This window comes from Xanthobacter sp. ZOL 2024, from assembly GCF_052932325.1.
The window spans coordinates 318911-343666 of the sequence record NZ_CM128808.1; the positions used below are offsets into that span (position 1 = coordinate 318911).

The 24756-nt window shown below is 65.8% G+C and carries 23 protein-coding genes, 1 tRNA gene and 1 pseudogene; 17 read left to right on the top strand and 8 right to left on the bottom strand.

Annotated elements, in window-relative coordinates; translation table 11 throughout:
• Positions 1-49: 49 nt before the first annotated feature.
• From ACU4E7_RS01665 to ACU4E7_RS01695, 7 genes are all read left to right on the top strand, one after another.
• On the top strand, positions 50-544 hold the full coding sequence (locus tag ACU4E7_RS01665; protein WP_447020422.1) for a hypothetical protein: 495 nt from the start codon (positions 50-52) through the stop codon (positions 542-544).
• Complete coding sequence (locus ACU4E7_RS01670; RefSeq protein WP_447020423.1) at positions 544-1074, top strand: hypothetical protein; 531 nt, start codon at positions 544-546, stop codon at positions 1072-1074. The genes ACU4E7_RS01665 and ACU4E7_RS01670 overlap by 1 nt, the downstream gene beginning before the upstream one ends.
• Positions 1064-1291, top strand: a complete 228-nt coding sequence (locus ACU4E7_RS01675; RefSeq protein WP_447020424.1) for a hypothetical protein — start codon at positions 1064-1066, stop codon at positions 1289-1291. The genes ACU4E7_RS01670 and ACU4E7_RS01675 overlap by 11 nt, the downstream gene beginning before the upstream one ends.
• Positions 1278-1514 (top strand): hypothetical protein, encoded by a 237-nt coding sequence (locus ACU4E7_RS01680; RefSeq protein ID WP_447020425.1) that lies wholly within the window; start codon positions 1278-1280, stop codon positions 1512-1514. The genes ACU4E7_RS01675 and ACU4E7_RS01680 overlap by 14 nt, the downstream gene beginning before the upstream one ends.
• Positions 1514-1825 carry a hypothetical protein gene (locus ACU4E7_RS01685; protein WP_447020426.1) on the top strand — a complete coding sequence of 104 codons (312 nt, stop codon included), beginning with the start codon at positions 1514-1516 and terminating at the stop codon, positions 1823-1825. The genes ACU4E7_RS01680 and ACU4E7_RS01685 overlap by 1 nt, the downstream gene beginning before the upstream one ends.
• The gene (locus ACU4E7_RS01690; RefSeq protein ID WP_447020427.1) at positions 1822-1989 is read left to right on the top strand and encodes a hypothetical protein; all 168 of its coding nucleotides are present in this window, start codon (positions 1822-1824) and stop codon (positions 1987-1989) included. The genes ACU4E7_RS01685 and ACU4E7_RS01690 overlap by 4 nt, the downstream gene beginning before the upstream one ends.
• A 202-nt stretch (positions 1990-2191) precedes the next feature.
• A complete protein-coding gene (locus ACU4E7_RS01695; protein ID WP_447020428.1) occupies positions 2192-3391 on the top strand; it encodes a site-specific integrase in 1200 nt (399 codons plus the stop codon).
• A gap of 61 nt (positions 3392-3452) precedes the next feature.
• Here ACU4E7_RS01695 and ACU4E7_RS01700 read toward each other — a convergent pair.
• Positions 3453-3529, bottom strand: a tRNA-Pro gene (locus ACU4E7_RS01700).
• Between the two features lie 159 nt (positions 3530-3688).
• On the opposite strand from ACU4E7_RS01700, the gene fabI reads away from it, so the two are divergent.
• The 4 genes from fabI (at position 3689) to ACU4E7_RS01720 (ending at position 6638) form a co-directional block, all read left to right on the top strand.
• Positions 3689-4516, top strand: a complete 828-nt coding sequence (gene fabI, locus ACU4E7_RS01705) for an enoyl-ACP reductase FabI (protein ID WP_238120765.1) — start codon at positions 3689-3691, stop codon at positions 4514-4516.
• A 28-nt stretch (positions 4517-4544) separates the two neighbouring features.
• Entirely contained in the window at positions 4545-5069 is a 525-nt protein-coding gene (locus ACU4E7_RS01710; protein ID WP_238120764.1) for a hypothetical protein, read from the top strand.
• Positions 5066-5725, top strand: coding sequence for a histidine phosphatase family protein (locus tag ACU4E7_RS01715; RefSeq protein WP_447020429.1), 660 nt, complete (start codon positions 5066-5068; stop codon positions 5723-5725). The genes ACU4E7_RS01710 and ACU4E7_RS01715 overlap by 4 nt, the downstream gene beginning before the upstream one ends.
• A 160-nt stretch (positions 5726-5885) precedes the next feature.
• The gene (locus ACU4E7_RS01720) at positions 5886-6638 is read left to right on the top strand and encodes a hypothetical protein (protein ID WP_447020430.1); all 753 of its coding nucleotides are present in this window, start codon (positions 5886-5888) and stop codon (positions 6636-6638) included.
• Between the two features lie 273 nt (positions 6639-6911).
• Here the strand turns inward: ACU4E7_RS01720 and ACU4E7_RS01725 are convergent, their stop codons facing one another.
• Positions 6912-8234, bottom strand: coding sequence for a hemolysin family protein (locus ACU4E7_RS01725; RefSeq protein WP_238120761.1), 1323 nt, complete (start codon positions 8232-8234; stop codon positions 6912-6914).
• Positions 8235-8450: 216 nt separating this feature from the next.
• Here ACU4E7_RS01725 and aroC point away from each other — a divergent pair, with 216 nt between their 5' ends.
• The 3 genes from aroC (at position 8451) to ACU4E7_RS01740 (ending at position 11910) form a co-directional block, all read left to right on the top strand.
• Positions 8451-9563: a chorismate synthase gene (gene aroC, locus ACU4E7_RS01730; RefSeq protein WP_447020431.1), complete on the top strand. Its 1113-nt coding sequence runs from the start codon at positions 8451-8453 to the stop codon at positions 9561-9563.
• A gap of 72 nt (positions 9564-9635) precedes the next feature.
• The gene (gene ribB, locus ACU4E7_RS01735) at positions 9636-10946 is read left to right on the top strand and encodes a 3,4-dihydroxy-2-butanone-4-phosphate synthase (RefSeq protein WP_238120759.1); all 1311 of its coding nucleotides are present in this window, start codon (positions 9636-9638) and stop codon (positions 10944-10946) included.
• A 115-nt stretch (positions 10947-11061) separates the two neighbouring features.
• Positions 11062-11910, top strand: a complete 849-nt coding sequence (locus tag ACU4E7_RS01740) for a DUF1194 domain-containing protein (RefSeq protein WP_447020432.1) — start codon at positions 11062-11064, stop codon at positions 11908-11910.
• A 16-nt stretch (positions 11911-11926) separates the two neighbouring features.
• On the opposite strand, the gene ACU4E7_RS01745 is transcribed toward ACU4E7_RS01740, so the two are convergent.
• The 3 genes from ACU4E7_RS01745 to ACU4E7_RS01755 form a co-directional block, all read right to left on the bottom strand.
• A complete protein-coding gene (locus tag ACU4E7_RS01745; protein ID WP_447020433.1) occupies positions 11927-12232 on the bottom strand; it encodes a hypothetical protein in 306 nt (101 codons plus the stop codon).
• Positions 12233-12245: 13 nt separating this feature from the next.
• Complete coding sequence (locus tag ACU4E7_RS01750; RefSeq protein WP_447020434.1) at positions 12246-12710, bottom strand: hypothetical protein; 465 nt, start codon at positions 12708-12710, stop codon at positions 12246-12248.
• Between the two features lie 216 nt (positions 12711-12926).
• Entirely contained in the window at positions 12927-13364 is a 438-nt protein-coding gene (locus tag ACU4E7_RS01755; protein ID WP_447020435.1) for a hypothetical protein, read from the bottom strand.
• A 216-nt stretch (positions 13365-13580) separates the two neighbouring features.
• Here ACU4E7_RS01755 and ACU4E7_RS01760 point away from each other — a divergent pair.
• Positions 13581-14347 (top strand): IS5 family transposase gene (locus ACU4E7_RS01760; RefSeq protein ID WP_447020197.1). Its coding sequence is split into 2 segments (ribosomal slippage): positions 13581-13901 and positions 13904-14347, totalling 765 coding nucleotides; the frame shifts between segments, so codons are not numbered across the junction.
• Here ACU4E7_RS01760 and ACU4E7_RS01765 read toward each other — a convergent pair.
• From ACU4E7_RS01765 to ACU4E7_RS01775, 3 genes and pseudogenes are all read right to left on the bottom strand, one after another.
• Entirely contained in the window at positions 14334-16007 is a 1674-nt protein-coding gene (locus ACU4E7_RS01765; RefSeq protein WP_447021703.1) for an ATP-binding protein, read from the bottom strand. The genes ACU4E7_RS01760 and ACU4E7_RS01765 overlap by 14 nt on opposite strands.
• A 12-nt stretch (positions 16008-16019) precedes the next feature.
• A pseudogene (locus ACU4E7_RS01770) lies at positions 16020-16289 on the bottom strand (toll/interleukin-1 receptor domain-containing protein); the annotation flags it as partial.
• Between the two features lie 334 nt (positions 16290-16623).
• Positions 16624-19830, bottom strand: coding sequence for an Rne/Rng family ribonuclease (locus ACU4E7_RS01775; RefSeq protein ID WP_447020436.1), 3207 nt, complete (start codon positions 19828-19830; stop codon positions 16624-16626).
• 744 nt (positions 19831-20574) lie between these two features.
• Between ACU4E7_RS01775 and ACU4E7_RS01780 the strand changes: the two genes are divergently transcribed.
• Together ACU4E7_RS01780 and ACU4E7_RS01785 are read left to right on the top strand one after the other, a co-directional pair.
• Positions 20575-21960 carry an N-acetylmuramoyl-L-alanine amidase gene (locus ACU4E7_RS01780; RefSeq protein ID WP_447020437.1) on the top strand — a complete coding sequence of 462 codons (1386 nt, stop codon included), beginning with the start codon at positions 20575-20577 and terminating at the stop codon, positions 21958-21960.
• 318 nt (positions 21961-22278) lie between these two features.
• The gene (locus tag ACU4E7_RS01785) at positions 22279-24687 is read left to right on the top strand and encodes a penicillin-binding protein 1A (RefSeq protein WP_447020438.1); all 2409 of its coding nucleotides are present in this window, start codon (positions 22279-22281) and stop codon (positions 24685-24687) included.
• Positions 24688-24756: the final 69 nt, after the last annotated feature.

The following is a 24756-nucleotide window of genomic DNA, read 5'->3' on the forward strand; positions in this document are numbered from 1 at the left end:
GTGCATTGTGATGTTTTCGATAGGACGCGTGAGCAGAAGGAGCCCGCCGATGATCACTGACGTAAAGGATCTGGTGGCGCGGCTGCGGGATACTGACTATGCCGGGCCTATGCAGCACTTGCGAGGCTGGTCTGATCTTGACCGGATACACGCCGAAGCTGCCACCGCGCTCGAAGCACAGGCGGAAGAGATCGCTCAGCTGGTGAAGGAGCGCGACGGGCGCAATGCGGATGCCGTCCGCCGCGCCGGTGAAAAGGCGGTGGCGATCGTCCGCGTCGAAGCCGCAGAACGTGAGCGTGACGCGCTCAAGCTCAATGTGCAGCAGCTTGAGGAGTTCATCGGCCGGAGAGAGGATGACATCCTGTCCATTGCCCGCGAGCGTAACGCGCTCAGGGCGGAGGTGGATAGGCTGAGGGCGTCGCTAGAGCTGGCTGCTAATCGGCTTGACCGGCTGGCGCTGGAAGACATGCCTCTCAAGGCTGATGCCACAGATTGGGGGATCTCTGCCCGCGCCGCCCTCCACCCCACACAGGGAGGTGAGTGATGGGTGATCGCAATAATCGCACATGGGGTGAAGTGAAGTCCGATCCTGGGCTGTTGCAGGTGCTCCAGCGCCTGAAAGACCATGAAATGACGCCTGAGGAAATCGATGCTCAGCGGCGCTCATGGGTGCGTGGTGAGATGATGATCGATCACCCGGAAATGACCCTCGAAGAGGCCGACGCAGTGGTGCGTAAAGTCGCTGGTCCGCCGCTATCGGAGATCCTATCCACCGCCCGCGCAGAGGCGCGAAGGGAAGCGCTGGAAGAGGCCGTGAAGATTTTTGACAAACAGCGTCCGGAGTGGGTGACGAAAAAGCAAGGGGAATACTGGGACGGATATCGTGATGCAATTGAAGATGCCATCGATGAGATCCGTGGTGTTTCCACCATTACTAAACACCGCCGCGCCGCCGCACTGAGCGAGCTTGCCGCGCAGGATGCCGAGCTGATCGAAGAGCCAGACCCCGACCTTCTCCGCGATGATGCTCATGAGCGGCGCCGGATGATGAAGGAGTATCCCGATGAAGAATGATGGTGGACCGGCATTTCCCGTTCCCGATGAGGGGCAGGGATGGGGCTCTGCGGGCATAACCATGCGCGACTACTTCGCGGCGCAGATCGCCTCCGGCATGGCTGCCTACTCCGGCACATCTGGCGTGAGCTACGGACCGAGCGAAATCGCCGGGCGATCATACCAAGTGGCGGATGCGATGATTAAGGCTCGGGAGGCATCCGATGAAATCGGCTGAGCGGGCCATCATCGACAAATCAGGTGAAGGCGTCCGCGTTCATGACATGACCAGCGGCTGGCGTGTCGTCGTCGCCAAGCATGGAGAGCATCACGCCACTTGGTATTACCACATCAATGACGATGAACGCATTGGCGTCGCACTGGAGCGTGAAGCACATCGGCGCCTTGCCGTGTGGAAGCATGCCGAGATGATCGGGGTGGATGGGAAGGAGGGTGGGTGATGCGTGATCCTCGCACCATGACCGTGGCCGAGCGCAAAGCAGAAGAGCAACGACAGGTCCAAGCGCTCGCCGAAGCGATCCAGACCGCCATTCAGCAGGTCGCGGCCGGCTTCGACCCGCCGATGCTCAACGCCATCGCGGGCGCACTCGTCACCGTGGAGGCCCGCATGCTCGCAGCGTGTGATGCCGCCGGACGGAAGGCATTGCGCAAGGCGATGGAGGCCAGCCGCCCCGGCGCCCTGGCGGAGGCGCTTACCCGCGCCAAGACGTGCCGCGTCGCGACCGTGGAAGTTCGGAGGAATGATGCATGACCATGCACGCCATCCGCTGGAAGCTGTTCAAGCTCCTATCCCGTGTTGGCTGGTGGGTGTGCCCAGAGCCGGACAAAAGCAACCTGGCTTCGGTGATGCCGACGTGGGACGACTGGGACGAATTTCGCCGGACCAGGGCGTTTCTAGAGAAGGAGGGCGGGTGATGGCGCGCACGATCCCTCGCCGCGATCAGGTCACAGACACGCAGCCCCTGCGCCTAGACGTGGCTGCCTCCCTGGCCTTTCCTGATGGGAGCATGGGGGCCTCTGGGCTCAAGGGGGAGGCAGCCAAGGGGCGCCTTGCCGTCGAGAGGATCGCCGGGAAATATTACACCACCCTACGCGCAATTGAGGAAATGAGAGAACTATGCCGCGTCCCGCAAAAGGCTCACGCCTATGGCTCGAACCCGAGCGCCGGGATGCAGCAGGGAACGTCCGTGCTCGCTCAGTCTGGGTCATCCGAGACGGAGCACACAAGGTCAGCACTGGCTGCGCTCCTAGTGACCGCGCGGGTGCCGAGCAAGCCCTCGCGGTCTATATCGCGGGAAAATACCAAGTCTCGCGCGAGCGCGGGCGTCATCCCTCAGAGATCGCAATCGCCGACGTCCTGACCATTTACCTCACTGATGTCGCGCCGCAGCAGGCCCGAGAGAGTGAGGTCAAACAGCGCGTCCTCAAGCTGGCAGAATGGTGGGGGTTAAAGACCCTATCCGAGGTGAATGGTCGGGCATGCCGGGACTATGTGCAATGGAGAATTGCCCAGCCAATAAAGGCCGCGAAGCCGGAAAAAACTGGGACTCCCGCGCGTCTCGTGACCCCCGCCGCTGCACGGCGTGAGCTTGAGGACCTTCGAGCGGCCATCAACCATCACCGCAAAGAAGGGCTTTGCTCCGAGGTGGTAGAGGTCGTTCTCCCCGAGAAATCAGCCCCACGGGAGAGGTGGCTGACCCGGTCCGAGGCCGCGCGCCTGCTTTGGGCGGCTTGGCGATTCCGCGAGATGCAGAAGGGAGTAGAGACGAAGCGCTACAGCCGCCGGCACATCGCGCGATTCATCCTGGTTGGGCTCTACACCGGCACCCGGTCTTCCGCGATCTGCGCCGCGTCATTCTCGCCAGAGGAAGGGCGCGGATGGGTCGATCTTGAACGGGGCGTCTTCTACCGTCGCGGGGAGGGCGTGAAGCAGACCAAGAAGCGACAGCCGCCTGTTCGCCTCCCATCTCGTCTGCTTGCCCACATGCGCCGGTGGAGGCTCGTGCATCAACGTTATGTCGTAGAGTTCAACCAAGAGCCGGTATCATCGATTCGCAAGGCCTTCGCACGATGCGTCGAATCGGCCGGGCTGGGGCCGGATGTCACTCCACATATCCTGCGCCACACCTGCGCGACATGGATGATGCAAAATGGCGTCGATCTATGGGAGGCGGCCAGCTTTCTGGGGATGACCGTGCAGCAGCTGGAAGCCACCTATGGGCACCACCACCCAGACTATCAGTCGTCGGCTGCTGAGGCTGTCACAGGCAAGGGCCGGGTGCAGGCGCGAGGGCGGGGCAACATCGCTTCGCTTTAGCAATCTGTCGGCGTATCTGTCGGCGTGGTTTCTGTCTGAATCATGAAACCGTTGGAGCCACTGGTCGGAGTGGCAGGATTTGAACCTGCGACCCCCACGTCCCGAACGTGGTGCGCTACCAGACTGCGCTACACTCCGTGGCCAGGGCGATGCCTCTAACATGCTCCGCTGCGCAGATGCAAGGGGTGTTGTGCACCTTGCTCGCTTGAACGGTGGATGGCCCCATGCCATAGGATGCCGGCCCGCGGGGTCTCTCCGTGTGGCTGTAATGATTTTGACAATGTGGAGTACGGGCAAATGGCGACGGACGGTTTCGCGAGCGGTCTTCTGAAGGGCAAGCGCGGGCTGATTCTCGGTGTCGCCAACAACCGATCCATCGGCTACGGCATCGCCAAGGCGGCCCGCGCCCAGGGCGCGGAGATTGGCCTGACCTACCAGGGCGAGGCCCTGAGGAAGCGGGTGGAGCCCCTCGCCAACGAGCTGGGCGCCCAGGTGGTGGGTCATTGCGACGTGACCGAGCCGGAGACCCTGGACGCGGTGTTCGCGGAGGCGGCCCGGCTCTATGGCAAGCTCGACTTCGTGGTGCACGCCATCGCCTTCTCCAACAAGGACGAGCTCGATGGCCGCTATGTGGACACCACGGCGGACAATTTCACCAAGACCATGTTCATCTCCTGCTACTCGTTCACCGCCATCGCCCAGCGGGCCGAGAAGCTGATGACCGAGGGCGGCTCGCTGCTCACCCTCACCTATTACGGCGCCGAGAAGTGGATGCCCCATTACAACGTGATGGGCGTGGCCAAGGCGGCGCTGGAAGCCTCGGTGCGCTATCTGGCCGCCGACCTCGGCCCCAAGGCGATTCGCGTGAACGCCGTTTCCGCCGGCCCCATCAAGACCCTGGCGGCCTCCGGCATCGGTGATTTCCGCTACATCCTGAAGTGGAACGAGCTGAATTCGCCGCTGCGCCGCACCGTCACCACCGACGAGGTGGGCGACACCAGCGTGTATCTCCTCTCCGATTTGTCACGCGGTGTGACCGGCGAAGTGCACCATGTGGACGCCGGATATCATATCGTCGGCATGAAGCACCCGGACGCCCCCGACCTCGCTCTGGCGCAGGACTGAGGGCCTCGGGCGCACGCACAGGAGACTGATGATGCGGACAGCTCTGCGGATGGTCGTGGCCGTCGCCCTCCTCGGTGGCGCGCCGGCGTTCTGCGGCGGCGCGGTCGCCCAGACCCTGCCGACCTTCCAGCAATATCCGCTGCGCGACCGCGTCTTCGGCCCGGGCGGCGCGCTGTTTCCCGATTATTCCAACCCCAGCGAGGGCGGCACGTCCTATATGACCGGCGTCGGCTCGGCCAAGGGCGCCATCTTCGCGGCGGGCACCACCGACTTCAACTGCCAGCAGACCCAGGTGCCCACCATCAAGGTGCTGTCGGCCCCGGCCGGCGCCAAGATCGGCATCGGCTTCGGCCGCTTCGTCGCCACCGGCATCGATGGCGGCGCCCTCGGCCTGAATGGCGGCGCCACCACCAAATGCGTGGGCCAGACCCTCAAGGGCACGGTGGTGACCTACAAGGGGCCGCGCCGGCCGGGCGAAACCGTTTCCCTGCGCGTGACCTATCCGGTGACCGGGGCCTGGTACGATCACGTCGTGCCGGTGCCGGCCCGTTGAGCACCGCCCCCGGCGACACCGCCGGCATGGACCCCGCCCGCCGCACCGAAGAGGGCGCCGCGCCGCCGCCGGGCGGGCGCCGCCTGTTCCTGGTGCGCCATGGCGAGACCGATTGGAACGTCGCCGGGCGCCTGCAGGGGCGCCGCGATGTGCCGCTCAATGCCCTGGGGCGCATTCAGGCGGGCAGCGTCGGCCGGGTGCTGCACCGCCTCGCCGGCCCACCGCACACCCTGTCCTTCGTCTGCAGTCCGCTGGTGCGCGCCACCGAGACCATGCGCATCCTGCGCACCAGCCTCGATCTGCCGGCGCACGATTTCGCCACCGACATCCGCTTCGCCGAGCTCTCTTTCGGCCGCTGGGAAGGCCAGACCTGGCCGGAGCTGCGGCGGCGCAATTACGACGCGGTGCGCAAGCGCGATCGCGACCCCTGGCATTTCACCCCGCCGGAGGGCGAGAACTACGTTCAGCTCAGCCACCGGGTGGCCGCCGCCATCAACGAGCTGCCCGGGGATGCGGTGGTGGTGACCCATGGCGGCGTCATCCGCGCGGCGCTGCACGTGCTCGCCGGCATGCCGGTGGCGGAGGCCTCCGGCCTGCCGGTGCGGCAAGGCGCGGTCTATGTGGTCTCCGGCGGCCGCTTCGCCGTCGCTGACTGAGTCCCACCCCTTCCCTGGCATTGTTCTTGCTGCGTTTTCTCCGCGGCGCGCCGCATCGCGTCCCCGTGTCGTGAAGCCGACGCGGCGGCGTCGCGTCGCCTTCACGCGCCATTTTTCACGGCGTCCTTTGCCTCATTGTCCCATTGCCCCGGGGGTTTCCATGACCGATATGGCCGAGTTGCAGAAGCGCAAGATGCCCCTCAACCTGGCCATCGTGCATGTGGACCCCGACGCCTTCATCACCCATTACGTGCCGTGGCTGGAGATCACCGCCTACATCATGGCCCAGCGCGCCGGCGAGCCGGTGGCCCCGGTGGACGGCAAGACGCCAACCCTGACGCCCCAGCAGCTGGCCACCGGCGGCGTCCACACGGTGGGCAACGACACCCTGTTCGCCTTCGCCATGACCGCCGCGCTCAAGGGCGACAAGGCCGCCGTGGACAAAGTGGAAGAGGCGCTCGTCGCCGCCATGGGCAAGGAATATCCCGGCAATTTCGCCCTCTGGCACTTCCGCGCCCAGATCGACGCGCCGGTGACGCTGGATGATTTCGTCGGCCAGGCGGGCAAGAAGATGCTGCTCGGCGACATTCCGCCGCCGCCGCTGCGGGCCAAGGAGAATTGGAGCGCCGGCCTGCGCTTCTTTGAAAAGGCCCGCAAATCTAACTTCGTGCACGAGATCATGTATCCGCTGGCCCTGTGGCACCGCGCCAAGTGGACCGAAACCCTGGAGAAGGGAATCGCCTTCCTCAAGCACATCGAGGACACGGTGCCGGTGCTGCGCGACACCCTGGACGACCCGCGCAACGACCAGGCCTTCATCGCCAACCTTCTCCTGAAGAATGCGTTCGGCGTGGATATGGAGCTGACCGAGGAATACGAAGGCTTCCTGCGCTCACTCGCACGACGGGATTAAGGCCGCGGGCCGGAGCCGCCACACATGGCGGAGGGCGCGCGCTAAAGCCCTCTCCCGCCTGCGGGGGAGGGTTGGGAGGGGGCACGCCCCGCAGCCGCGCGCACCTCATCCGCCAATGGGCGGGAGCCAAACTCCAAGCGCCGGCGCAGACCCGGAGCGTTGCGCCTTTCCCCTCCCCAGCCCTCCCCCGCAGGCGGGAGAGGGAGCGAACGAGCGGACGGCGCGGCTACGGACGACAAAGGGCTGCTTCGGCGCGCAGCCCGCGCCCGCCCCTCACTCCCCGCCGGCGACCTTCTGGCGGTGGAGGACGTGGGGGCGGGAGACCAGGAGCTTGTCGATGCGGCGCCCGTCCATGTCGACGATCTCGAACCGCCAGCCGAGGTCGTGGAACACCGCGCCCTCCTCCGGCAGTTCCTTGATGCGCGAGAGGGCGAAGCCCGCCACCGTGTGGTAGCCCTCGTCCACCGGCAGGTCGACGGCCAAAAGCTCCATGAGCTCGTCGATGGGCGTATCGCCGGCCACCAGATAGGAGCCGTCCTGCCGCTCCACGATATTGCGCTCGCCGGGCTCGCCCTGCTCGTCCACCGGCACGGTGCTGGTGATGGCGTCGAGAAGGTCGTAGCCGGTCACCACGCCGGCCATGTCCCCATATTCATCCACCACGATGCCCATGGGCACCGAGGCGCCGCGCAGGATGCGCATGGCTTCCAGCGCGCCCACGCTCTCCACCAGGAACGGCACCTGCTGCACGAAATCGCGCGGGTCCGGATTTTCGCCCTTCAGATAGGCGTCGAGCACCCGTTTCGCCTGGATCACGCCCACCGTCTCCTCGGGCGAGCCCTCGCAGGCGGGCAGGCGGGAATGGGGCGTGTCCAAAAGGGCGGCGCGCACCTCGTCCGGGCTCTTGGAGATATCCACCCACTCCACGTCCGGGCGCGGCGTCATGATGGCGGTGACCGGCCGGTCGGCGAGGCGCATCACCCCCGAGATCATGCGCCGCTCCGCCGGATCGATGACGCCGGCGGTCTCCGCCTCGGTGATGATGGCGCGGATTTCCTCGTCGGTCACCGCGTTGCGGCCATCGTCGCCGGCGCCCAGCAGGCGCAGCATGATGCGGGTGGAGCCATCCAGCAGCCACACCGCCGGGGCAGAGACCTTGGACAACGCCACCATGATGGGCGCCACCAGGCAGGCGAGCTTCTCCGGATTCTGCAGCGCCATGCGCTTGGGGATCAATTCGCCGATCACCAGCGAGACATAAGTGATGGCCGCCACCACCGTGGCATAGCCCACCGGCCCGGCGAAGCCGGCCGGCATGCCGGCATCGCGCAGCACATCGCCCAGCTGGGCGCCGAGGCTGGCGCCCGAGAAGGCGCCGGCCAGAATGCCGATGAGCGTGATGCCGATCTGCACCGTGGAGAGGAAGCGGCCGGGCTCGGCCCCCAGCATGAGCGCCGCCCGGGCGCCACGCTGGCCGCGCTCCGCCATGGGCTTCAGCCGCGCGGGGCGGGACGAGACGATGGACAATTCGCCGGCGGCGAGGACCGCATTGAGCAGCACCAGGACCAGGACGATGATGATTTCAAGGAAAGGCATGGCGGGAAATAGGGCTCCGTCGGCTCCTCCTTAGCACATCTGCCGCCGATTGGGGCAGCTGCCGAACGGCGCCGCGTTGCCGCGCCCAGCCGCCGCACCCGAGAACGCATCAGAGAGGGCATCGCGCGCCCGATCGGGCCCTCGATGCGGCGCGCCGCCGTTTGCATCGCGGCCGGGCTCGTCTATTGAGCACAGCAGAGGCAACAAGGTCGCGCCATGTCGTTCAACACTTTCGGGCATCTGTTCCGCGTCACCACCTTCGGCGAGAGCCACGGGCCGGCCATCGGCTGCGTGGTGGACGGCTGCCCGCCGAACCTGCGCTTCACCCTGGAAGAGGTGCAGGCGGCGCTCGATCGGCGCCGGCCGGGCCAGTCGCGCTTCACCACCCAGCGCCGGGAGCCCGATGCGGTGGAGGTGCTGTCGGGCACCCTGCCCCACCCGGACGGCGGGCTCGTCACCACCGGCACCCCCATCGCCCTCCTGATCCAGAATGTGGACCAGCGCTCCAAGGATTATGCCGACATCGCCGGCGCCTACCGGCCGGGCCACGCCGATTTCACCTATGACATCAAATACGGCATCCGCGACCATCGCGGCGGCGGCCGTTCCTCGGCGCGGGAAACCGCCACCCGGGTGGCGGCGGGGGCCATCGCCGCCAAGGTGCTGCCGGGCGTGGTGGTGCGCGGCGCCCTCGTGCAGATCGGCGACATCGCCATCGACCGCAGCCGCTGGGACTGGGCGGAAGTGGACAACAACCCCTTCTTCTGCCCCGATCCCGGCACCGTGCCGGCCTGGACCGACTATCTCGATGCCATCCGCAAGAAAGGCTCGTCCATCGGCGCGGTGGTGGAGCTGGTGGCGGAAGGGGTGCCGGCGGGCCTCGGCGCACCGCTCTATGGCAAGCTCGACGGCGATCTCGCCAGCGCCCTCATGGGCATCAATGCGGTGAAGGGGGTGGAGATCGGCGAGGGCTTCAACGCCGCCCGCCTCACCGGCGAGGAGAATGCCGATGAGATGCGGCGCGGCAATGAGGGCCACCCCCACTTCCTCGCCAACCACGCCGGCGGCATTCTGGGCGGCATCTCCACCGGCGCGCCCATCGTCGCGCGGTTCGCGGTGAAGCCCACCTCCTCCATCCTCACCCCGCGCCAGACCGTCGATAAGTTCGGCGAAGAGACGGAGCTATTCACCAAGGGCCGCCACGACCCCTGCGTGGGCATTCGCGCGGTGCCGGTGGGCGAAGCCATGATGGCCTGCGTGCTCGCCGATCACCTGCTGCGCCATCGCGGCCAGGTGGGGGACGGTACACACTGGCCGTTTCCCCGCTGACGGCAAATTTCAGTGATAGCGAAATTTCGCGTTTTTCATTGTCACTGAAATTCGCGGCGTTATGGTGGGGCCATGAAGCTCGCGGAATGGCTTTCCAGCACCGGCACCAAGCGCAGCGCGTTCGCGCGGCAGGTGGGCTTGTCGCCCGCCAGCGTCACCGCGCTGTGCAACGATGACAGGGCCTGGATCTCCCGCGAGACGGCCGAGAGGATCGCAGAGGCCACCGGCCACGAGGTGACGCCCAACGACTTCCTCGGTCTTCCTCCGCTCAGCGTGCGAGAATTGCCCGTGACCGATACCACCCAGGCCCGCGTCCAAGCCGCCATCGAAGCCTTCGCCCGCGGCGAGATCATTGTCGTCACTGACGACGATGACCGTGAGAATGAAGGCGATCTCATCGTTGCCGCCTCGCTGGCGACGCCGGAGAAGATGGCCTTCATCATCCGCAACACCTCCGGCATCGTCTGCGCGCCGCTGCCCCCCTCCGAGGCGAAGCGCCTGCGGCTCGACCCCATGGTGTCGGCCAACGACGCGCCGCTCGGCACCGCCTTCACCATCTCCATCGACGTGAAGCACGGCACCACCACCGGCATCTCGGCGGAAGAGCGCACCAACACCGTGCGCGCGCTCGCCAATCCCAACATGGGGGCCGCCGATTTCGTGCGGCCCGGCCACGTGTTCCCGCTCATCGCCAAGGAAGGCGGCGTGCTCATGCGCTCCGGCCATACCGAGGCGGCGGTGGACCTGTGCCGCCTCGCCGGCCTGCCGCCGGTGGGCGTCATCTCCGAGCTGGTGAATGACGATGGCACCGTGAAGCGCGGCGCCCAGGTGGCCGAGTTCGCCGATACCCACAAACTCACCCGCATCTCGGTGGCCGATCTCATCGCCTATCGCCAGTCGCGCGAGAAGCTGGTGACCCGGGCCGCCGAATTCCCGGTGCCCACCTGCGTGGGCGAGCTGCAGGGCTATTCCTATACCACCCCCTTCGACTCGGTGAACCATCTGGCCCTCGTGAAGGGCCGCATCGGTGATGGCGAGAAGGTGCTGGTGCGCCTGCACCGGGCCGACCCCATCGCCGACGCCTTCGCCGGTGGGCGGACCATCCAGAAGGCGCTGGAGCGCATCGACGCGGAGGGCCGCGGCGTGCTGGTCTATCTGCGCGACGGCACCGCCGGCGTGCCGCCGGCGGCCATGGGCGCCGGCGAGATGACCCCGAGCGAGGCCGAGCGCGACCGCCATTGGCGCGAGGTGGGCCTCGGCGCCCAGATCCTGCGGGATCTCGGCATCGTCTCCATCCGCCTTTTGGCCTCCAAGACCCGCACCTATGTGGGGCTCGGCGGTTTTGGCATCGAGATCGTCGATACGGAGACCGTCGACCAGTAGCCCCCACTTCAAGGGGAAAACAGGCGGCTCAGCTCTTTTGCCCCCGACCGGAAGGTGTCAGCATCATCGCGACGCAATGTCGCGGTGGACACCGCCCGTCGGGGAGTGACACAGCATGAGCACGCGCACGTCTTGGCGGGAACAATGGGGGTGGATCTGGCACGCCGGCCTGCGGGGCGCCGGCCTCGCCCTGCTGCTGGCGCCGGGCGCTGCGGCGGCCGATGCCGGCGGGCGGCCAGTGGACCTCGAGCTGGTGCTGGCGGTGGACGTGTCCTACTCCATGGACACGGAAGAGCAGACCCTGCAGCGCCAGGGTTATGTGAGCGCCATCACCTCCGCCGAATTCCTGCAGGCGCTGCGGGAAGGCCCCCAGGGCCGCATCGCCGTCATCTATGTGGAATGGGCCGGCGAGCATGAGCAACGGGTGGTGGTGGACTGGCAGCTGATCGACGGGCCGCAGAGCGCCCGCGCCTTTGCCGACGCCATCGCCACGGCGCCGCAGCACCGGGTCTACCGCACCTCCATTTCCAGCGCCCTTCTGTTCAGCGCCGACCTGTTCGACCAGAATGATTTCAAGGGCCTGCGCCGGGTCATCGACGTCTCGGGCGACGGGGTGAACAACCAGGGGCCGCCGGTTCACCTGGTGCGCGACGCGGTGGTGCAGCGGGGCATCACCATCAACGGCCTGCCCCTGGTGCTGAAGCGGGGCAGCTCGGCCGCCATCGATGTGCCGGAGATCGACGTCTATTACGAAGACTGCGTCATCGGCGGGCCGGGCGCGTTCGTGATCCCGGTGGAGCGGACCAGCGAATTCGCCCGCGCCATCAAGACCAAGCTGGTGCTGGAGGTGGCCGGCGTGGCGCCGCCGCCGGGCCCGGGTCTCGTGGTGCCCACGGCCGCCGGCGCCCCGCGCATCTCCTGCACCATCGGCGAGCGCATGTGGATCGACCACTGGTCCAATTGAGGACGGGCCGGCCCCCTCACTCCACCGCCAGCCGCTCCGCCAGCTCGCTCACGTCCTCCCAGCTGAGGTGGTGGGGCCCCGCGGGGGTTTCCACATGGACGCCGCCGGCGTCGACCGCGGCGGAAAATGCATCATCGCTCCCCACCGGGCTCAGATAGAGCGCGTCGGTGCGGCGAAAATCGTGGGCCACCGCGGTGAAGGCCCGCGACAGGGTGTGCCCCTCCTCCAGGGTGAGGTCGAAAGACACCGTCTCGCTCAGTTTCATGCGCAGCATGTCGCCCAACAGGCGATGGGGAACGCGCGTCACACACGGATAGATCATGCCCCCTCCGCCCCTAGACGGTCCGCACCTCGGCGGGCGTGGCGATGAACGCCATGCGGTCGGCGGCGTCGAAATCGGCGAGCGGCAGCGCGAACACGAAGCGGTTGGCGTACCAGAAACTGGCATAGGGCAGGAACAGATCGCTGGAGGCGACGGTGGCCAGCACCCGCTCCCCGGCGAAGAAGGTGGCCTCGAACGTGCCCGCCGGGCCGACCGCCGCCGTGTTGTCGCCGAACACCTCGAACTGCACGAACACCGTGGCGCCGGCGAGCCCCGCCTCGGTGGTCTTGATGGCGATGACCTTCAGATCCTGGAACCGCCGGCCGATGGCGCCTTCCGCCAAAAGCTGATGGAACTCGTGCACGCGGCCCTTCTTCACCACGGTGGCGTCATCGAGCGGCACCCCGAGATCGGCCAGGCCAACCGGCTTGGCGGGCGCGAGGGCAACGCTGACGCGGGTTTCCTGCAATACGGGCAAGATCGGCTCCTGTCGGGTTCTGCGTCGTAAACCCGACCAAACCGCCGGGCCCGCACCCCCGCAGGCATATTGCGCGCCAGTTGGGGGGCGACCGGAGAGAGGGCCGGAGGGGGGCCACTTTTTGTCAGAGCCGTTTCGAGTGCGAATATTTCGATATCTGCCGCCTAGCGCATGCTGCAGCACCAATGTTCAACTCAACCCGATATATGAGCGAGCTTAGCGTCGCGTCTTGCTGTAAAACGCCTGAGCCACTTCAATGTCCTTCACGGCCTTATCCCTCTCTTCTTCTGTGAAATAGGCAGTATCATCATAGAGCCTTTTCGCATCTGTGAATTGACCGACATCTGCCAGATATTGCGCCTTCGTCTCTAGGAATATCCGATAGTTAGATCGCCTATCATATACTTCTCTGTCTTCCATCATTCTTTCCATCATTTTGATTGCTTGATTTGCTCTGCTCTGATTTCCAGCTTTCAGATATATTTCCGCTTGCAGTCTCCGTACTTCAAATATCGTCGGGGTTTTTTCCGCAGCTTTGTCAATGAGATCCGCCGCCCGCTTATTGTCTCCCCACAGATATTCGTATTCTGCTCTACGTGTCGTATAAAATGACCGACCGTCCTCCTCCCCTACTTTTTCGAGAACAGCGAACAAGTCTTCAATCTCGCTCGTTACCGATCCATGCGTGCGTCTTCGAATTAAAATAGTGAGTAACATATCAACTAAGTAAGCGTTAGATCGGGCATAGCCATGCGCTTCACGAGCCAGACCCTCCGCCTTGTCTAGATGGCCTCTAGCTAGGACGTGGCCCCATAAATTTGCGTGTCTGGTTGTGTCGTGATTCAAGCTGCCAAACTGGGAGCTTGAGAGATGCGCCGGCACGAGCTGACGGATGAGGAATGGTCGATCATCGGGCCGCTTTTGCCGAACAAGGTGCGCGGCGTGGCGCGGGTGGATGACCGTCGGGTGATCAACGGCATCCTCTGGCGGTTCCGCACCGGGGCGCCGTGGCGGGACGTGCCGGAACGCTATGGCCCGCGCACAACCCTCTACAACCGCTTTGTGCGCTGGCGGGCCGCCGGGGTCTGGGACCGGCTGCTGGAGGCGGTCTCGGCCACCTATGACGGCGACATCGTGATGATCGATAGCTCCTGCGTTCGGGTGCACCAGCATGGTGCCGCGATCAAAAAGGGGGCCAAGGAAACGATCCCGATCGTTGCATGGGACGCTCCCGGGGTGGTCTGACCACCAAGATCCACGCCGTGGTCGATGCCGAAGGACGGCCGATCCACCTCACCCTGACCGCCGGCCAGGCCGGCGACGCTCCAGCGGGACGCGAACTGCTGGCCCGTCTCGCGCCCGGGGGCATTCTCCTGGCCGACAAGGCCTACGACACCGACGCCATCCGTGCCGAGGCTGCCGGGCGCGGCACGTTCGCGAATGTGCCGCCGCGAGTCATCCGCAAGCGCACCTTCGCCTTCAGCTCGTGGCTCTACCGCCAGAGGAACCGCGTCGAGCGCTTCTTCAACCGCATCAAGCAGATGCGCGGCCTTGCCACGCGATACGATCGCCGGCCGGACAACTTCCTCGCGGCCCTCAAGCTCGCAGCCGCCCGCATCTGGATCAATGCGTTATGAGTCCGCAGCCTAGCGCGATTGCCGCAAGCTCACGCATCGCCGATATGTTGCCGTGATGGAAGTCGTAGGCTTTTTGAAAAAGCTCCTGAGCTGCGGGCAGCCGACCTCGCATACGGTGCCTGAAACCCTCAAGATAGTAGACGTTGCTGCGCGCCCAGTCGTCGCCAGCACGGGTCCTTAGCTTTGCTATTGCGTTATCGAAAATTGCGTCCGCCCCAGTACGCGCCGCCGCAAGGCATAGGAAACGGCAAGCGGCAACCAAGCCGTTGGTCGATAGGCGATCCTCGCCCTTGAGCGCTTCTGAACTGAACCGGATGCTTTCAGTCCATTGATGTTGATCGTAGCGCAGCTTGGCCAGCCAAACGTAGTGCGAAGGCAACAGGAAAGCAGCCGACAATGTGGTCGCCACGCTGCCGCTTTCGACCGTTGCTAACACGGCCGCGTCTACTAAAGACACCGGCGCGGTGCCCTCTTCGAGGCGGAGACTCAGTGTCCGCGCCACTACTGCGGTCGCCTCCGCTTGGCGCTCGGCTGGCATTTTAACGCGAGGATCGCGCTCCACTGCGATACGAACCGCGGGCGAAATGCGAAAGCGATCTCCATCTGACTCTAGAACATGCTGCAAAACAAGCCTTTGCAGATTCTCGACAAGCGGCGCGGCGTCGATCGAAAGCGCTTCGCAGATAGTGTCGAAGTCGAGCTCTCGAATGTTCCTAAGTAATGAAAGCACGCCTACATCATTGTCGTCCAGCTTAATCTGCGAAAAATACTCCGACGACTGCCTATGCTTCCATTCGATGAAGTCCGATGGATTGGACAAGAATAGCTTCACCCCTTTTTCAACAACCTCTTCCACAACGCGATATATGTTGTACGGGTGCGCGTCGGATAAATTCGCAAGATGCTGAAGTTGCTCAGTGTCAACATCAATTTTGTGTCGCTTGAGCAAGGTCGACATAAGTCTCAGCGACGCTTCCCAGGTTAGCGCGCCAACCGCTAGGAAGGCGATCTCGGGCCGGGCTGCGCGATACCGATGCGGCATCATTCTTCCCGAAATAAATGCCACCGGAGGGTGTGGGTGCGCCTCCAATTCATCGATTATCTTTCTAATTTCGGGGCTGAAATCAGCTGATTGAGTGAGCATCCCGCCTTCATCCAAAATAATTGCAGCTTCATTGCTAGGCAAGAGTGAATTAAGCAACTGCGCCGACATGCGTATTCTTTGATCTGGATTGACCAAGCTGAAGCTGCTCATGCGGTCCCGCAGCTCTCGTGCGGTCATCGTGGGGCGCAGTTCCGACAAGATGTTTCGATAAAATTCCTCGGGTCCGTCGTAATGGGAGAGCCTTATTTTCGGGAACACTTTACCAACATGAGGAAAATGATTGGCGTAAAAGGCTCCGGCGAGCGTACGCCTTCCAGTGCCAGCATTCCCAGACAGATAAATGCCTTTTATGCTCGGCCTATTGTGATCCGAGACCTGATCATCTAAGGCCTTCAACTCTTCTTCACGGCCTATAAACGGATGGGAAAAGCTTTGCGCCTTGCTGCTTGCCGATACAAGCTGCCCTTGTATCAACCGCGCAGCCGACTCTGGCGAGAGAGATTTACGGACTATATTGTAAAATTTTACATTCTCACTAGCCAAATTGAACGCCACGTCGTCCAGGCATATAGCTAGAAATCTAGAAATATTTCCGCGAGCGAGGAATTCGATTCCTAGCAACGTCTCGAATTCTACGTACGTCGAACGTGCAGACGACTCCGAGAGAAAGAGACAAAATAGGTCAGATCGCTGCAATGCCTTTCGTATAGCCTCTGAGTTAACTAGTCCGGCATCGAATGTGATCGAGTCTAACTCATATGTGCCCGGCCGCAGCGTCTCGGCGACACGCTCCACGAAATATTTATCGACGGACGAATGAGAAAGAAACGCTCGCAACTTCCCCTCCCGAATGTGTTCCCAGGTTGAAGACGTGACCTAATGCATAGCATAGCGCGAATCTGTTTTCAGCGCAGGCATGATCTGAATGGATCGCAGTTTTTAGAATGACCGACATCCATCCTGAATGGCTGAAATGGCGGCAAAGCCGACGGCGCAGAAAGGGCAGTCGAGAGACCGCTATGGGTCAAGACGCCTCTATCCCGAGACATTAAAAGCCCTCTTCCCTCCCCCCACACCAACAAAAAAGCCGGAGCCGGGGCATCAGGCCCCAACTCCGGCTTTTCTCATCTGAGGACAGCCGGCGGCCGCGCCGCCGGCGGCTGCTTGTCGGTCAGCCGCCGAACAGTTTGCGCTGCCACCAGCCCGAGCGGGGCTTGGCGGGCGGGGTGTCCGGGTCGGTCGGAGCCGGCTCGGCGGAGGCCTCGGCGGGCGGCGGCTCCGAGGGGGTGCTTTCGCTGGGCGCGGCCTCCGGGGTCTCTGCCTCCCGGGTCTCGGCCGAGGCCGGCTCCAGGGGGGCCTCGGCGGGCTCGGCCTCAGGCGTCGCGGCAGGCGCGTCGACCGGTTCCACCGGCGCGCCGGCGGCCACCGCCGGTGCCTTCTCGCGCACCGTGGAACGGCGACGGCGCGGCGGCCGCGCGGCCGGCTCTTCCACCGCTTCGGCAACCGGTTCCGGCGCGCTCACCGATGCCGCGCCTTCGGCGGGCGCCTCGGTGACGGCGGCAGTCGCGGCGGCGGTCGCGTCGTCCGCGCCGGCGACCGGCTCGGTCGCCGGGCTCTTGTCCTCGGTCTCGGCGCCGGTCACCGTGTCCTGGCTGGCCGTCTCCTGGCTGGCCGTGCCCCCGGTGGCCGCATCTTCACTCGCCATGTCCCCGGTGGCGGCATCATCGGCGGTGTCGTCGGACGCCGTCTCGTCGCCCTCTCCATCGCGCTCCCGGCGATTGCGGCGGCCACCGCGACGACCGCGCCGGCGACGGCGGCGATCGGCGGCGTCGTCATCGCCGCGCTCCTCATCGGATTGGGCGTCGTCCTCGCCCTCGCTGTCGTCGGCGGCAGCGGCGGCTTCGTCCTCATCCTCGCCCTCGGCGGCGTCCTCGCGGCTCTCCTCCCGCTCATCGGGCCGCCGGCGACGGCGACGGCGGCGGCGACGGCGGCCGTTCTCGTCTCCCTTGTCCCCGGCGTCCTCGCCCTGGGCGTCGGTCTCGGCGGAGGCCTCCTCCAGATCGTCCTCTTCCTCATCCAGGAACGCCTCTTCCGGGGCGATGGAATCGGGGTGCACCACCGGGGCGGCGCGGGGCGGCGGCGGCGGCGGGGCGGCCAGATCGCCCTTGTCGATGATGAAGGGCTGATGGCCGGTCACCGTATCGTCGGCCGCCACCGAGAGGGTGACGTTGAAGCGCTCTTCCAGGTCGCGCAGATGGGCGCGCTTCTGGTTCAGCACATAGAGCGCCACCTCGGTGCGCGTGCGGGCGACGAGATTGTGGGTGACCGAGCGCAGCAGCTGCTCTTCCAGCGCCCGCAGCAGCTGCAGCGCCACCGAGGCCGCCGAGCGCACGTGGCCGGTGCCGCCGCAATGGGGGCAGACCTCGATGGAGCTTTCCAGCACGCCGGTGCGGATGCGCTGGCGCGACATTTCCAGGAGGCCGAAATGGGAGATGCGGCCGATCTGGATGCGCGCCCGGTCGTTCTTGAGGCAATCCTTGAGCTTGCGCTCCACCGCCCGGTTGTTGCGCTTCTCCTCCATATCGATGAAGTCGACCACGATCAGGCCGGCAAGATCGCGCAGGCGCAGCTGGCGGGCGATCTCCTCGGCCGCCTCCAGATTGGTCTTGAGCGCCGTGTCCTCGATATGGTGCTCGCGGGTGGCGCGGCCCGAGTTCACGTCGATGGAGACCAGCGCCTCGGTGGGGTCGATGACGATGTAGCCACCGCTCTTCAGCTGCACCACCGGGGAGAACATGGCGTCCAGCTGCTGCTCCACCCCGAACCGGGCGAAGATGGGCTGGGGCTCGCGATAGGGCAGCACCGCCTTGGCATGGCTCGGCATGAGCATGCGCATGAAGTCCTTGGCTTCCTTGTAGCCCTCCTCGCCGGCCACCTGGATATCGTCAATGTCCTTGTTATAAAGGTCGCGGATGGCCCGCTTGATCAGCGAGCCCTCCTCATAGACCAGGCTCGGCGCGGCGGACGACAGGGTGAGCTCGCGCACCGTCTCCCACAGCCGCAGCAGATATTCGAAGTCGCGCTTGATCTCGGTCTTGGTGCGGTTGGCGCCTGCAGTGCGCAGGATGACGCCCATCCCCTCCGGCACCTCCAGGTCCTGCACCACTTCCTTGAGACGCTTGCGATCGGTGGTGTTGGTGATCTTGCGGGAGATGCCGCCGCCCCGGGCGGTGTTGGGCATCAGCACCGAATAGCGGCCGGCCAGGGAGAGGTAAGTGGTGAGGGCAGCGCCCTTGTTGCCGCGCTCCTCCTTCACCACCTGCACCAGCATCACCTGGCGGCGGCGGATCACCTCCTGGATCTTATAGGTGCGGGCGCGACGCTGTGGGGCGCGCTCGGGCACCTCTTCCAGGGCGTCCTCATCGGCGCCGAGGTGCTCGATCTCCTCGTCCTCGTCGATCTGGTGGATGTCGCCGTCGTCCTCGTCCTCGTCGTCCTCCTCGGCGCGACGGGCTTCCACCGGAGCCTCGGCGGAGACCTCGTCACCGGCCTCGTCGTCCTCGGGCAGGATCGGCGCGGGATGGGATTCGCCGGCTTCCGCCTCCTGGCGGCGGGCGCGCGCGTCGTCGAGCTCCTGCTCGACCGGCGCCGGCAGGGCGGAACCCAGCACGGCGTCGGCCGCCGCCTCCACCAGCTCCTCGCTGGCCGCAGCCGCTTCGGCCGGAATCAGCAGCTCGCTGACGGTATCCACATGGCGGATCGGATGATCCTCGGCCGCCGGCACATCCTCCGGCGCCTCGGCCGGTTCGGTCACCTCGTCGGAGGGGGCCTCTTCCGGCGCAGTGATCTCGGCGGGCTCCACGGCAGCGGGGGCGGCCTCTCCCACGGCCGCCTCGACGGCGGCGGCCTCGGCTTCAAGCGAGGCAGCTTCGGGGGCGGCTTCGGCCCCCTCGGCGGACTGCGGCTCCACCTCTGCGGCGACGGGCTCCTCGGCCTCTTCGCTCACGCTGGCATCGGCGCGCGCCTTCTTCGAGCGACCGCGCTCGCGACGCTTCTCGCGCATGTCGGCCTCGTCCTCGGCGAGGCGGGCGGCGCGCTCTTCTTCCTCGATCAGCGCCAGCCGGTCGGCCACCGGGATCTGGTAATAGTCCGGATGGATCTCGCTGAAGGCGAGGAAGCCGTGGCGGTTGCCGCCGTATTCGATGAACGCCGCCTGGAGCGAGGGCTCCACCCGCGTCACCTTGGCGAGATAGATGTTGCCCCGCAACTGCTTGCGGGATGCGGATTCATAGTCGAACTCTTCGACCCGGTTCCCGCGCACGACAACCACCCGGGTCTCCTCCGGATGGGTCGCATCGATAAGCATCTTGTTGGCCATGGAATTCTCTCTTCACGGCGCCGGAGCCAAGGCTCCGCCACAAGCCCCGGGCGCGGATCTCCAAAAGACCCGCCCGGGCGCCGCAAGAACGCCGGATGTGATGACGTAAAGAGTCGGAGGCTCGGTCGCGCCGCGGGGTGTCGTTCACACCCGCGGCGTCGGGGCACACGGTGGCGCGGCGAACGCGCCTGTCGTGCGGAGAAAAATCCATGCCCTCGGCTACCCGATCCTCAATGAAGGGTCCCACTGGATCCGAAGCGGAAAGCCCCGACCCAGCACGGCACACGCCCGCCCGATTCCCCAAATCGTCCCTCGAAGGCGTGCTTCGGAAGGCTGATCGAAACCGCCGCGCAAGGCACCCGGACAATGCCGCGACGGAGCCGCGAGCCCGGGAAACCACCTGCGAAAGGGCGAGGACACCGGCCGGAACACGGGACCCGCAAAGGATCCCCGTGGATTTCCCGGCCGCGACCAACACCCGCGGCAGCCGCGGCAGCCGGGGGGCCGAAGAGCCTGGTCCGGAACGCGAACTGTGTACCGCCCATTTTTACGCGCGCGACTTCGTCCTTGGCAAGGTTTATGCGTGTGCTCATGATCCATCGGCGCACCAAAACGCGCCGCGCGGCCCCTCATATCCCAAGGGAGCATGCCCTACTGCGGGCCGCGCTTCCGCCGTCAACCTTCAGTTAACGGACGCGCTCCTATCCCTTGTGGGAGAGGGACGCCGGCGAACACGGGATGCGCATGGACCATACGCCCGAGCACATCGCAGCTTCGGTTGCCGCCGCAAGCGGCAGCGGAATACTGCCGCCCCGGCACCTTTCCGCCCCCCGCTGGCGGGTGGCCCTGGCCGCGGCGGTGCTGGGGTGCGGCCTTTTCGGCTTATCCACACCCTCGCCCGCCGGCACCGACGTCGCTCCGGCCGCCCACGCCCCATCCCCGGCCACGACAGCCCAACCGGTGGTCGCCCACGACCTTCTCCTGGCGGGCGACGCCCAGCGCACCCGGCTGGTGGTGGATCTCAACCGCGCGGTGGAAGTGCGGACCTTCACCCTGGCCGATCCGTACCGCGTGGTGGTGGACCTCACCGACACGGTCTTCGCCATGTCCGGCGAGGCGGGCCCGCAGCGGCGCGGCCTGGTTTCCGCGTATCGCTACGGTGTCTTCGCCGCCGGCAAGGCGCGCATGGTGCTGGATGCCACCGGGCCGGTGCGCATCGACAAGGCGTTCGTGCTCGATCCGGTGGATGATCAGCCGGCGCGGCTGGTGGTGGACCTCGTGCCGACCGATGCCGAGACGTTCCGCCGCACGGTGGCGCGCGCCACCGCGGCGGCCCAGGCAACCACAGCGGCGGCCCAGGCGACCACAGCGGCACCGGCGCCGGAGACGGCAACCGATGCGCGACCGGTGATCGTGCTCGACCCCGGCCATGGCGGCATCGATTCCGGCACCACCGGCTACAGCCGCTTCGCCGAAAAGAACATCGTGCTCGAAGCCGCCCTGACCCTGCGTGACAAGCTGGAGAAGACCGGCCATTACCGCGTGGTGCTGACCCGCTCCACAGATACCTTCATCGCCCTGGGCGAGCGGGTGCGCATCGCCCGGAAAAGCCGCGCGGCCCTGTTCATCTCCCTGCATGCGGACGCCCTCGCCCGTAACGACGGACAGGCCCGTGGCGCCAGCGTCTATACCCTCTCCGACACCGCCAGCGATGCCGATGCCGCCCACCTGGCGGAGCAGGAGAACAAGGCGGACCTGATCGCCGGCGTCGACCTCAGCGACGAGCCGGACGAGGTCGCCGGCATCCTCGTCGACCTGGCCCAGCGGGAGACCCGCAGCTTCTCCGCCCACTTCGCCCGCGATCTGGTGCAGGAGCTGAAACGCACTGTGCGCACCCATCGCACGCCGTTGAAATCCGCCGGGTTCCGGGTGCTGCGGGCGCATGATGTGCCCTCGGTTCTGGTGGAGCTCGGCTACATGTCGAGCGCCGAGGACCTGAAGCAGCTGACCTCCAGCGAATGGCGGGACCGTGTCACCGATGCCATGGCGGAGGCCGTCGACGCCTTCTTCGCCACCCGAGCCGGTGGCCCCTGGCGTGCCGCCCGGGCGGAGCAAAGGCCTGCGAACTGAGGCCCGCGGGCAACGTACCGGCGCCCCGTCGCGAAGCGGCCATGTTTGGCCCTCATAGCAGGCGCAGCAGCGCCACCTCGATGGTGACGATGGGCTTTCGGCCGCCCCGTGGCCACCGTCCCGTCGCACCGGGGGCTTCGCGCGGATGTGATGGGGCAGTTGCGGCCGATGGGCGCCGCACGCACACATGGCACTTCGCAGCGGAGCCGAGTCGCGGTAAGGCGATGTCGCCCCTGTCTGTCCGCGCGGTGAACCGGTGCGGTTTGGGGCAGATGGTGCGTGCGGCGCGCCCTTTCTGTTGCGGAGGAACCCGGCGAGATGCGTGTGTTGATGCGGTTTCTGGGCTTCGTGTTCGCGCTCTGCACCCTCGTCCTGCTGGTGGGGGCCGCCGGCGCCACCTATATGGTCTGGAAATATTCCAAGGACCTGCCCGATTACACCCAGCTGCAGAATTACGAGCCGCCGGTGATGACCCGCGTGCACGCGGCCGATGGCGCGCTGGTCGCTGAATATGCCAAGCAGCGCCGCCTCTACATCCCCATCGAGTCGGTGCCCAAGCTGGTGATCGAGGCGTTCCTCTCCGCCGAGGACAAGAATTTCTACGAGCACGGCGGCGTCGACCCCACCGGCATTTTCCGCGCCGCGTCCTTCTATCTGCAGAACTACGGCAAGAACGTCCGCCCCCAGGGCGCTTCCACCATCACCCAGCAGGTGGCGAAGAACTTCCTTCTCACCAATGAGGTGTCCATCGACCGCAAGATCAAGGAAGCGTTGCTGGCCCTGCGCATCGAGCGCGCCTATTCCAAGGATCGCATCCTCGAGCTCTATCTCAACGAGATCTATCTCGGCATGGGGGCCTATGGCATCGCCGCCGCGGCACTGGTCTATTTCGACAAGTCGGTGGACGAGCTGAACGTTCAGGAAGTGGCCTATCTCGCCGCTTTGCCGAAGGCGCCGTCCACCTATAACCCCTTCCGCGAGCGCGCCCGCGCCACCGATCGCCGCAACTGGGTGATCGATCGCATGGTGGAGAACGGCTTCGTCACCCCCGCCGAAGGCGAGGCCGCCAAGAACGCCCCCCTCGACGTGGTGAACCGCACGTCCGGTGCGCAGATCTTCGCCTCCGAATATTATGCTGAGGAGGTGCGCCGGCAGATCTACGAGCGCTATGGCGAGAGCAAGCTCTATGAGGGCGGGCTTTCGGTGCGCACCCCCCTCGATCCCAAGCTGCAGGCGCTGTCGAAGAAGACCCTGGCCGACGGCCTGATCCGCTTCGACGAGCAGCGCGGCTGGCGCAAGCCCGTTACCACCATCGACATTTCTGCCGCCGATTGGGGCGTGAAGCTGGGCGAGGTGAAGGAGCTGAATGACATTCCCTGGCGCCTCGCCGTGGTTTTGGATGTCAACAAGGACGCCGCCCGCATCGGCCTGCAGCCGCCGCGCACCAAGTCCGGCGCCCGCTCCACCGAGCGCGAGGTGGGCCTCATCACGCCCGACGGCGCCAAATGGACCCGCCGGCCCCTGACCAGCGTCCTCAAGCCCGGCGACGTGGTCTATGTGGAAGCCCTGCCCAACCGCCAGGGACAGTTCCGCCTGCACCAGCTGCCGGCGGTGGAAGGCGCCATGGTGGTCATGGAACCCACCACCGGCCGCGTGCTGGCGCTCACCGGCGGCTTCTCCTTCGACGAGAGCCAGTTCAACCGCGCCACCCAGGCCATGCGGCAGCCCGGCTCCTCCTTCAAGCCCATCGTCTATGCCACCGCGCTCGACAATGGCTACACCCCCTCGTCCATCGTCATGGATGCGCCGTTCGAGCTGGAGCAGACCGGCCAGGCCACCTGGCGGCCGGAGAACTATTCCGGCAAGTTCTATGGGCCCCAGACCCTGCGCTTCGGCCTGACCAATTCGCGCAACGTGATGACGGTGCGGCTCGCCAACGACATCGGCATGCCCATCATCGCCGAATATGCCAAGCGCTTCGGCGTCTATGACGAGATGCCGCCGCTCCTGTCCATGTCGCTCGGCGCCGGCGAGACCACGCTGATGCGCATGGTGGGCGCCTACGCCATGATCGCCAATGGCGGGCACAAGGTGACCCCCTCGCTCATCGACCGCATCCAGGACCGCTACGGCCACACCATCTATCGCCACGACGAGCGCGAATGCCGCGACTGCGAGGCCGCGAAGTGGGAAAACCAGCCGGAACCCACCCTGATTGATCGGCGGCCGGTGGTGCTCGACCCCATGACCGCCTACCAGATCACCTCCATGATGGAAGGCGTCGTGCAGTACGGCACCGGCACCGCGCTGAAGGATCTGGGCAAGCCCATCGCCGGCAAGACCGGCACCACCAATGATGAGAAGGACGCCTGGTTCATCGGCTTCACGCCGGAAATGGTGGTGGGCGTCTACCTCGGCTACGATCGGCCCAAGCCCATGGGCAAGGGTTCCACCGGCGGCCTCATCTCCGCGCCCATCGTGCGCGACTTCATGAAGACCGCCCTGGCGGACCGGCCGGCCATCCCCTTCCCGGTTCCCGCCGGCATCAAGCTGGTGCGGGTCGATCGCAAGAGCGGCCAGCGCACCGGCCCCGGCGGCTACGCCATCCTCGAGGCGTTCAAGCCCGGCACCGCCCCGCCGGACAGCTATTCGGTGTCGGACTACTCCGGGCCGTCCAGCGGCGGACCTTCGGCGGCCACACCGGCCGCCACCGGCGGGCTCTACTGAAGATTGCCAGCGGGCCGTCCTTGGGACGGCCCGCTGCGCTTCAGCATAGGCTACTCCGCGCAACACAAC

What these genes read in the sequence shown, in the direction of transcription:
- ACU4E7_RS01785 (WP_447020438.1), top strand. Translation starts at nt 22,279, where the DNA reads ATGCGTGTGTTGATGCGGTTTCTGGGCTTCGTGTTCGCGCTCTGCACC.
- ACU4E7_RS01675 (WP_447020424.1), top strand. Translation starts at nt 1,064, where the DNA reads ATGAAGAATGATGGTGGACCGGCATTTCCCGTTCCCGATGAGGGGCAG.
- ACU4E7_RS01680 (WP_447020425.1), top strand. Translation starts at nt 1,278, where the DNA reads ATGAAATCGGCTGAGCGGGCCATCATCGACAAATCAGGTGAAGGCGTC.
- ACU4E7_RS01775 (WP_447020436.1), bottom strand. Translation starts at nt 19,830, where the DNA reads ATGGCCAACAAGATGCTTATCGATGCGACCCATCCGGAGGAGACCCGG.
- ribB (WP_238120759.1), top strand. Translation starts at nt 9,636, where the DNA reads ATGAAGCTCGCGGAATGGCTTTCCAGCACCGGCACCAAGCGCAGCGCG.
- ACU4E7_RS01690 (WP_447020427.1), top strand. Translation starts at nt 1,822, where the DNA reads ATGACCATGCACGCCATCCGCTGGAAGCTGTTCAAGCTCCTATCCCGT.
- ACU4E7_RS01665 (WP_447020422.1), top strand. Translation starts at nt 50, where the DNA reads ATGATCACTGACGTAAAGGATCTGGTGGCGCGGCTGCGGGATACTGAC.
- aroC (WP_447020431.1), top strand. Translation starts at nt 8,451, where the DNA reads ATGTCGTTCAACACTTTCGGGCATCTGTTCCGCGTCACCACCTTCGGC.
- ACU4E7_RS01720 (WP_447020430.1), top strand. Translation starts at nt 5,886, where the DNA reads ATGACCGATATGGCCGAGTTGCAGAAGCGCAAGATGCCCCTCAACCTG.
- ACU4E7_RS01725 (WP_238120761.1), bottom strand. Translation starts at nt 8,234, where the DNA reads ATGCCTTTCCTTGAAATCATCATCGTCCTGGTCCTGGTGCTGCTCAAT.
- ACU4E7_RS01745 (WP_447020433.1), bottom strand. Translation starts at nt 12,232, where the DNA reads ATGATCTATCCGTGTGTGACGCGCGTTCCCCATCGCCTGTTGGGCGAC.
- ACU4E7_RS01710 (WP_238120764.1), top strand. Translation starts at nt 4,545, where the DNA reads ATGATGCGGACAGCTCTGCGGATGGTCGTGGCCGTCGCCCTCCTCGGT.
- ACU4E7_RS01670 (WP_447020423.1), top strand. Translation starts at nt 544, where the DNA reads ATGGGTGATCGCAATAATCGCACATGGGGTGAAGTGAAGTCCGATCCT.
- fabI (WP_238120765.1), top strand. Translation starts at nt 3,689, where the DNA reads ATGGCGACGGACGGTTTCGCGAGCGGTCTTCTGAAGGGCAAGCGCGGG.
- ACU4E7_RS01695 (WP_447020428.1), top strand. Translation starts at nt 2,192, where the DNA reads ATGCCGCGTCCCGCAAAAGGCTCACGCCTATGGCTCGAACCCGAGCGC.
- ACU4E7_RS01780 (WP_447020437.1), top strand. Translation starts at nt 20,575, where the DNA reads ATGGACCATACGCCCGAGCACATCGCAGCTTCGGTTGCCGCCGCAAGC.
- ACU4E7_RS01740 (WP_447020432.1), top strand. Translation starts at nt 11,062, where the DNA reads ATGAGCACGCGCACGTCTTGGCGGGAACAATGGGGGTGGATCTGGCAC.
- ACU4E7_RS01685 (WP_447020426.1), top strand. Translation starts at nt 1,514, where the DNA reads ATGCGTGATCCTCGCACCATGACCGTGGCCGAGCGCAAAGCAGAAGAG.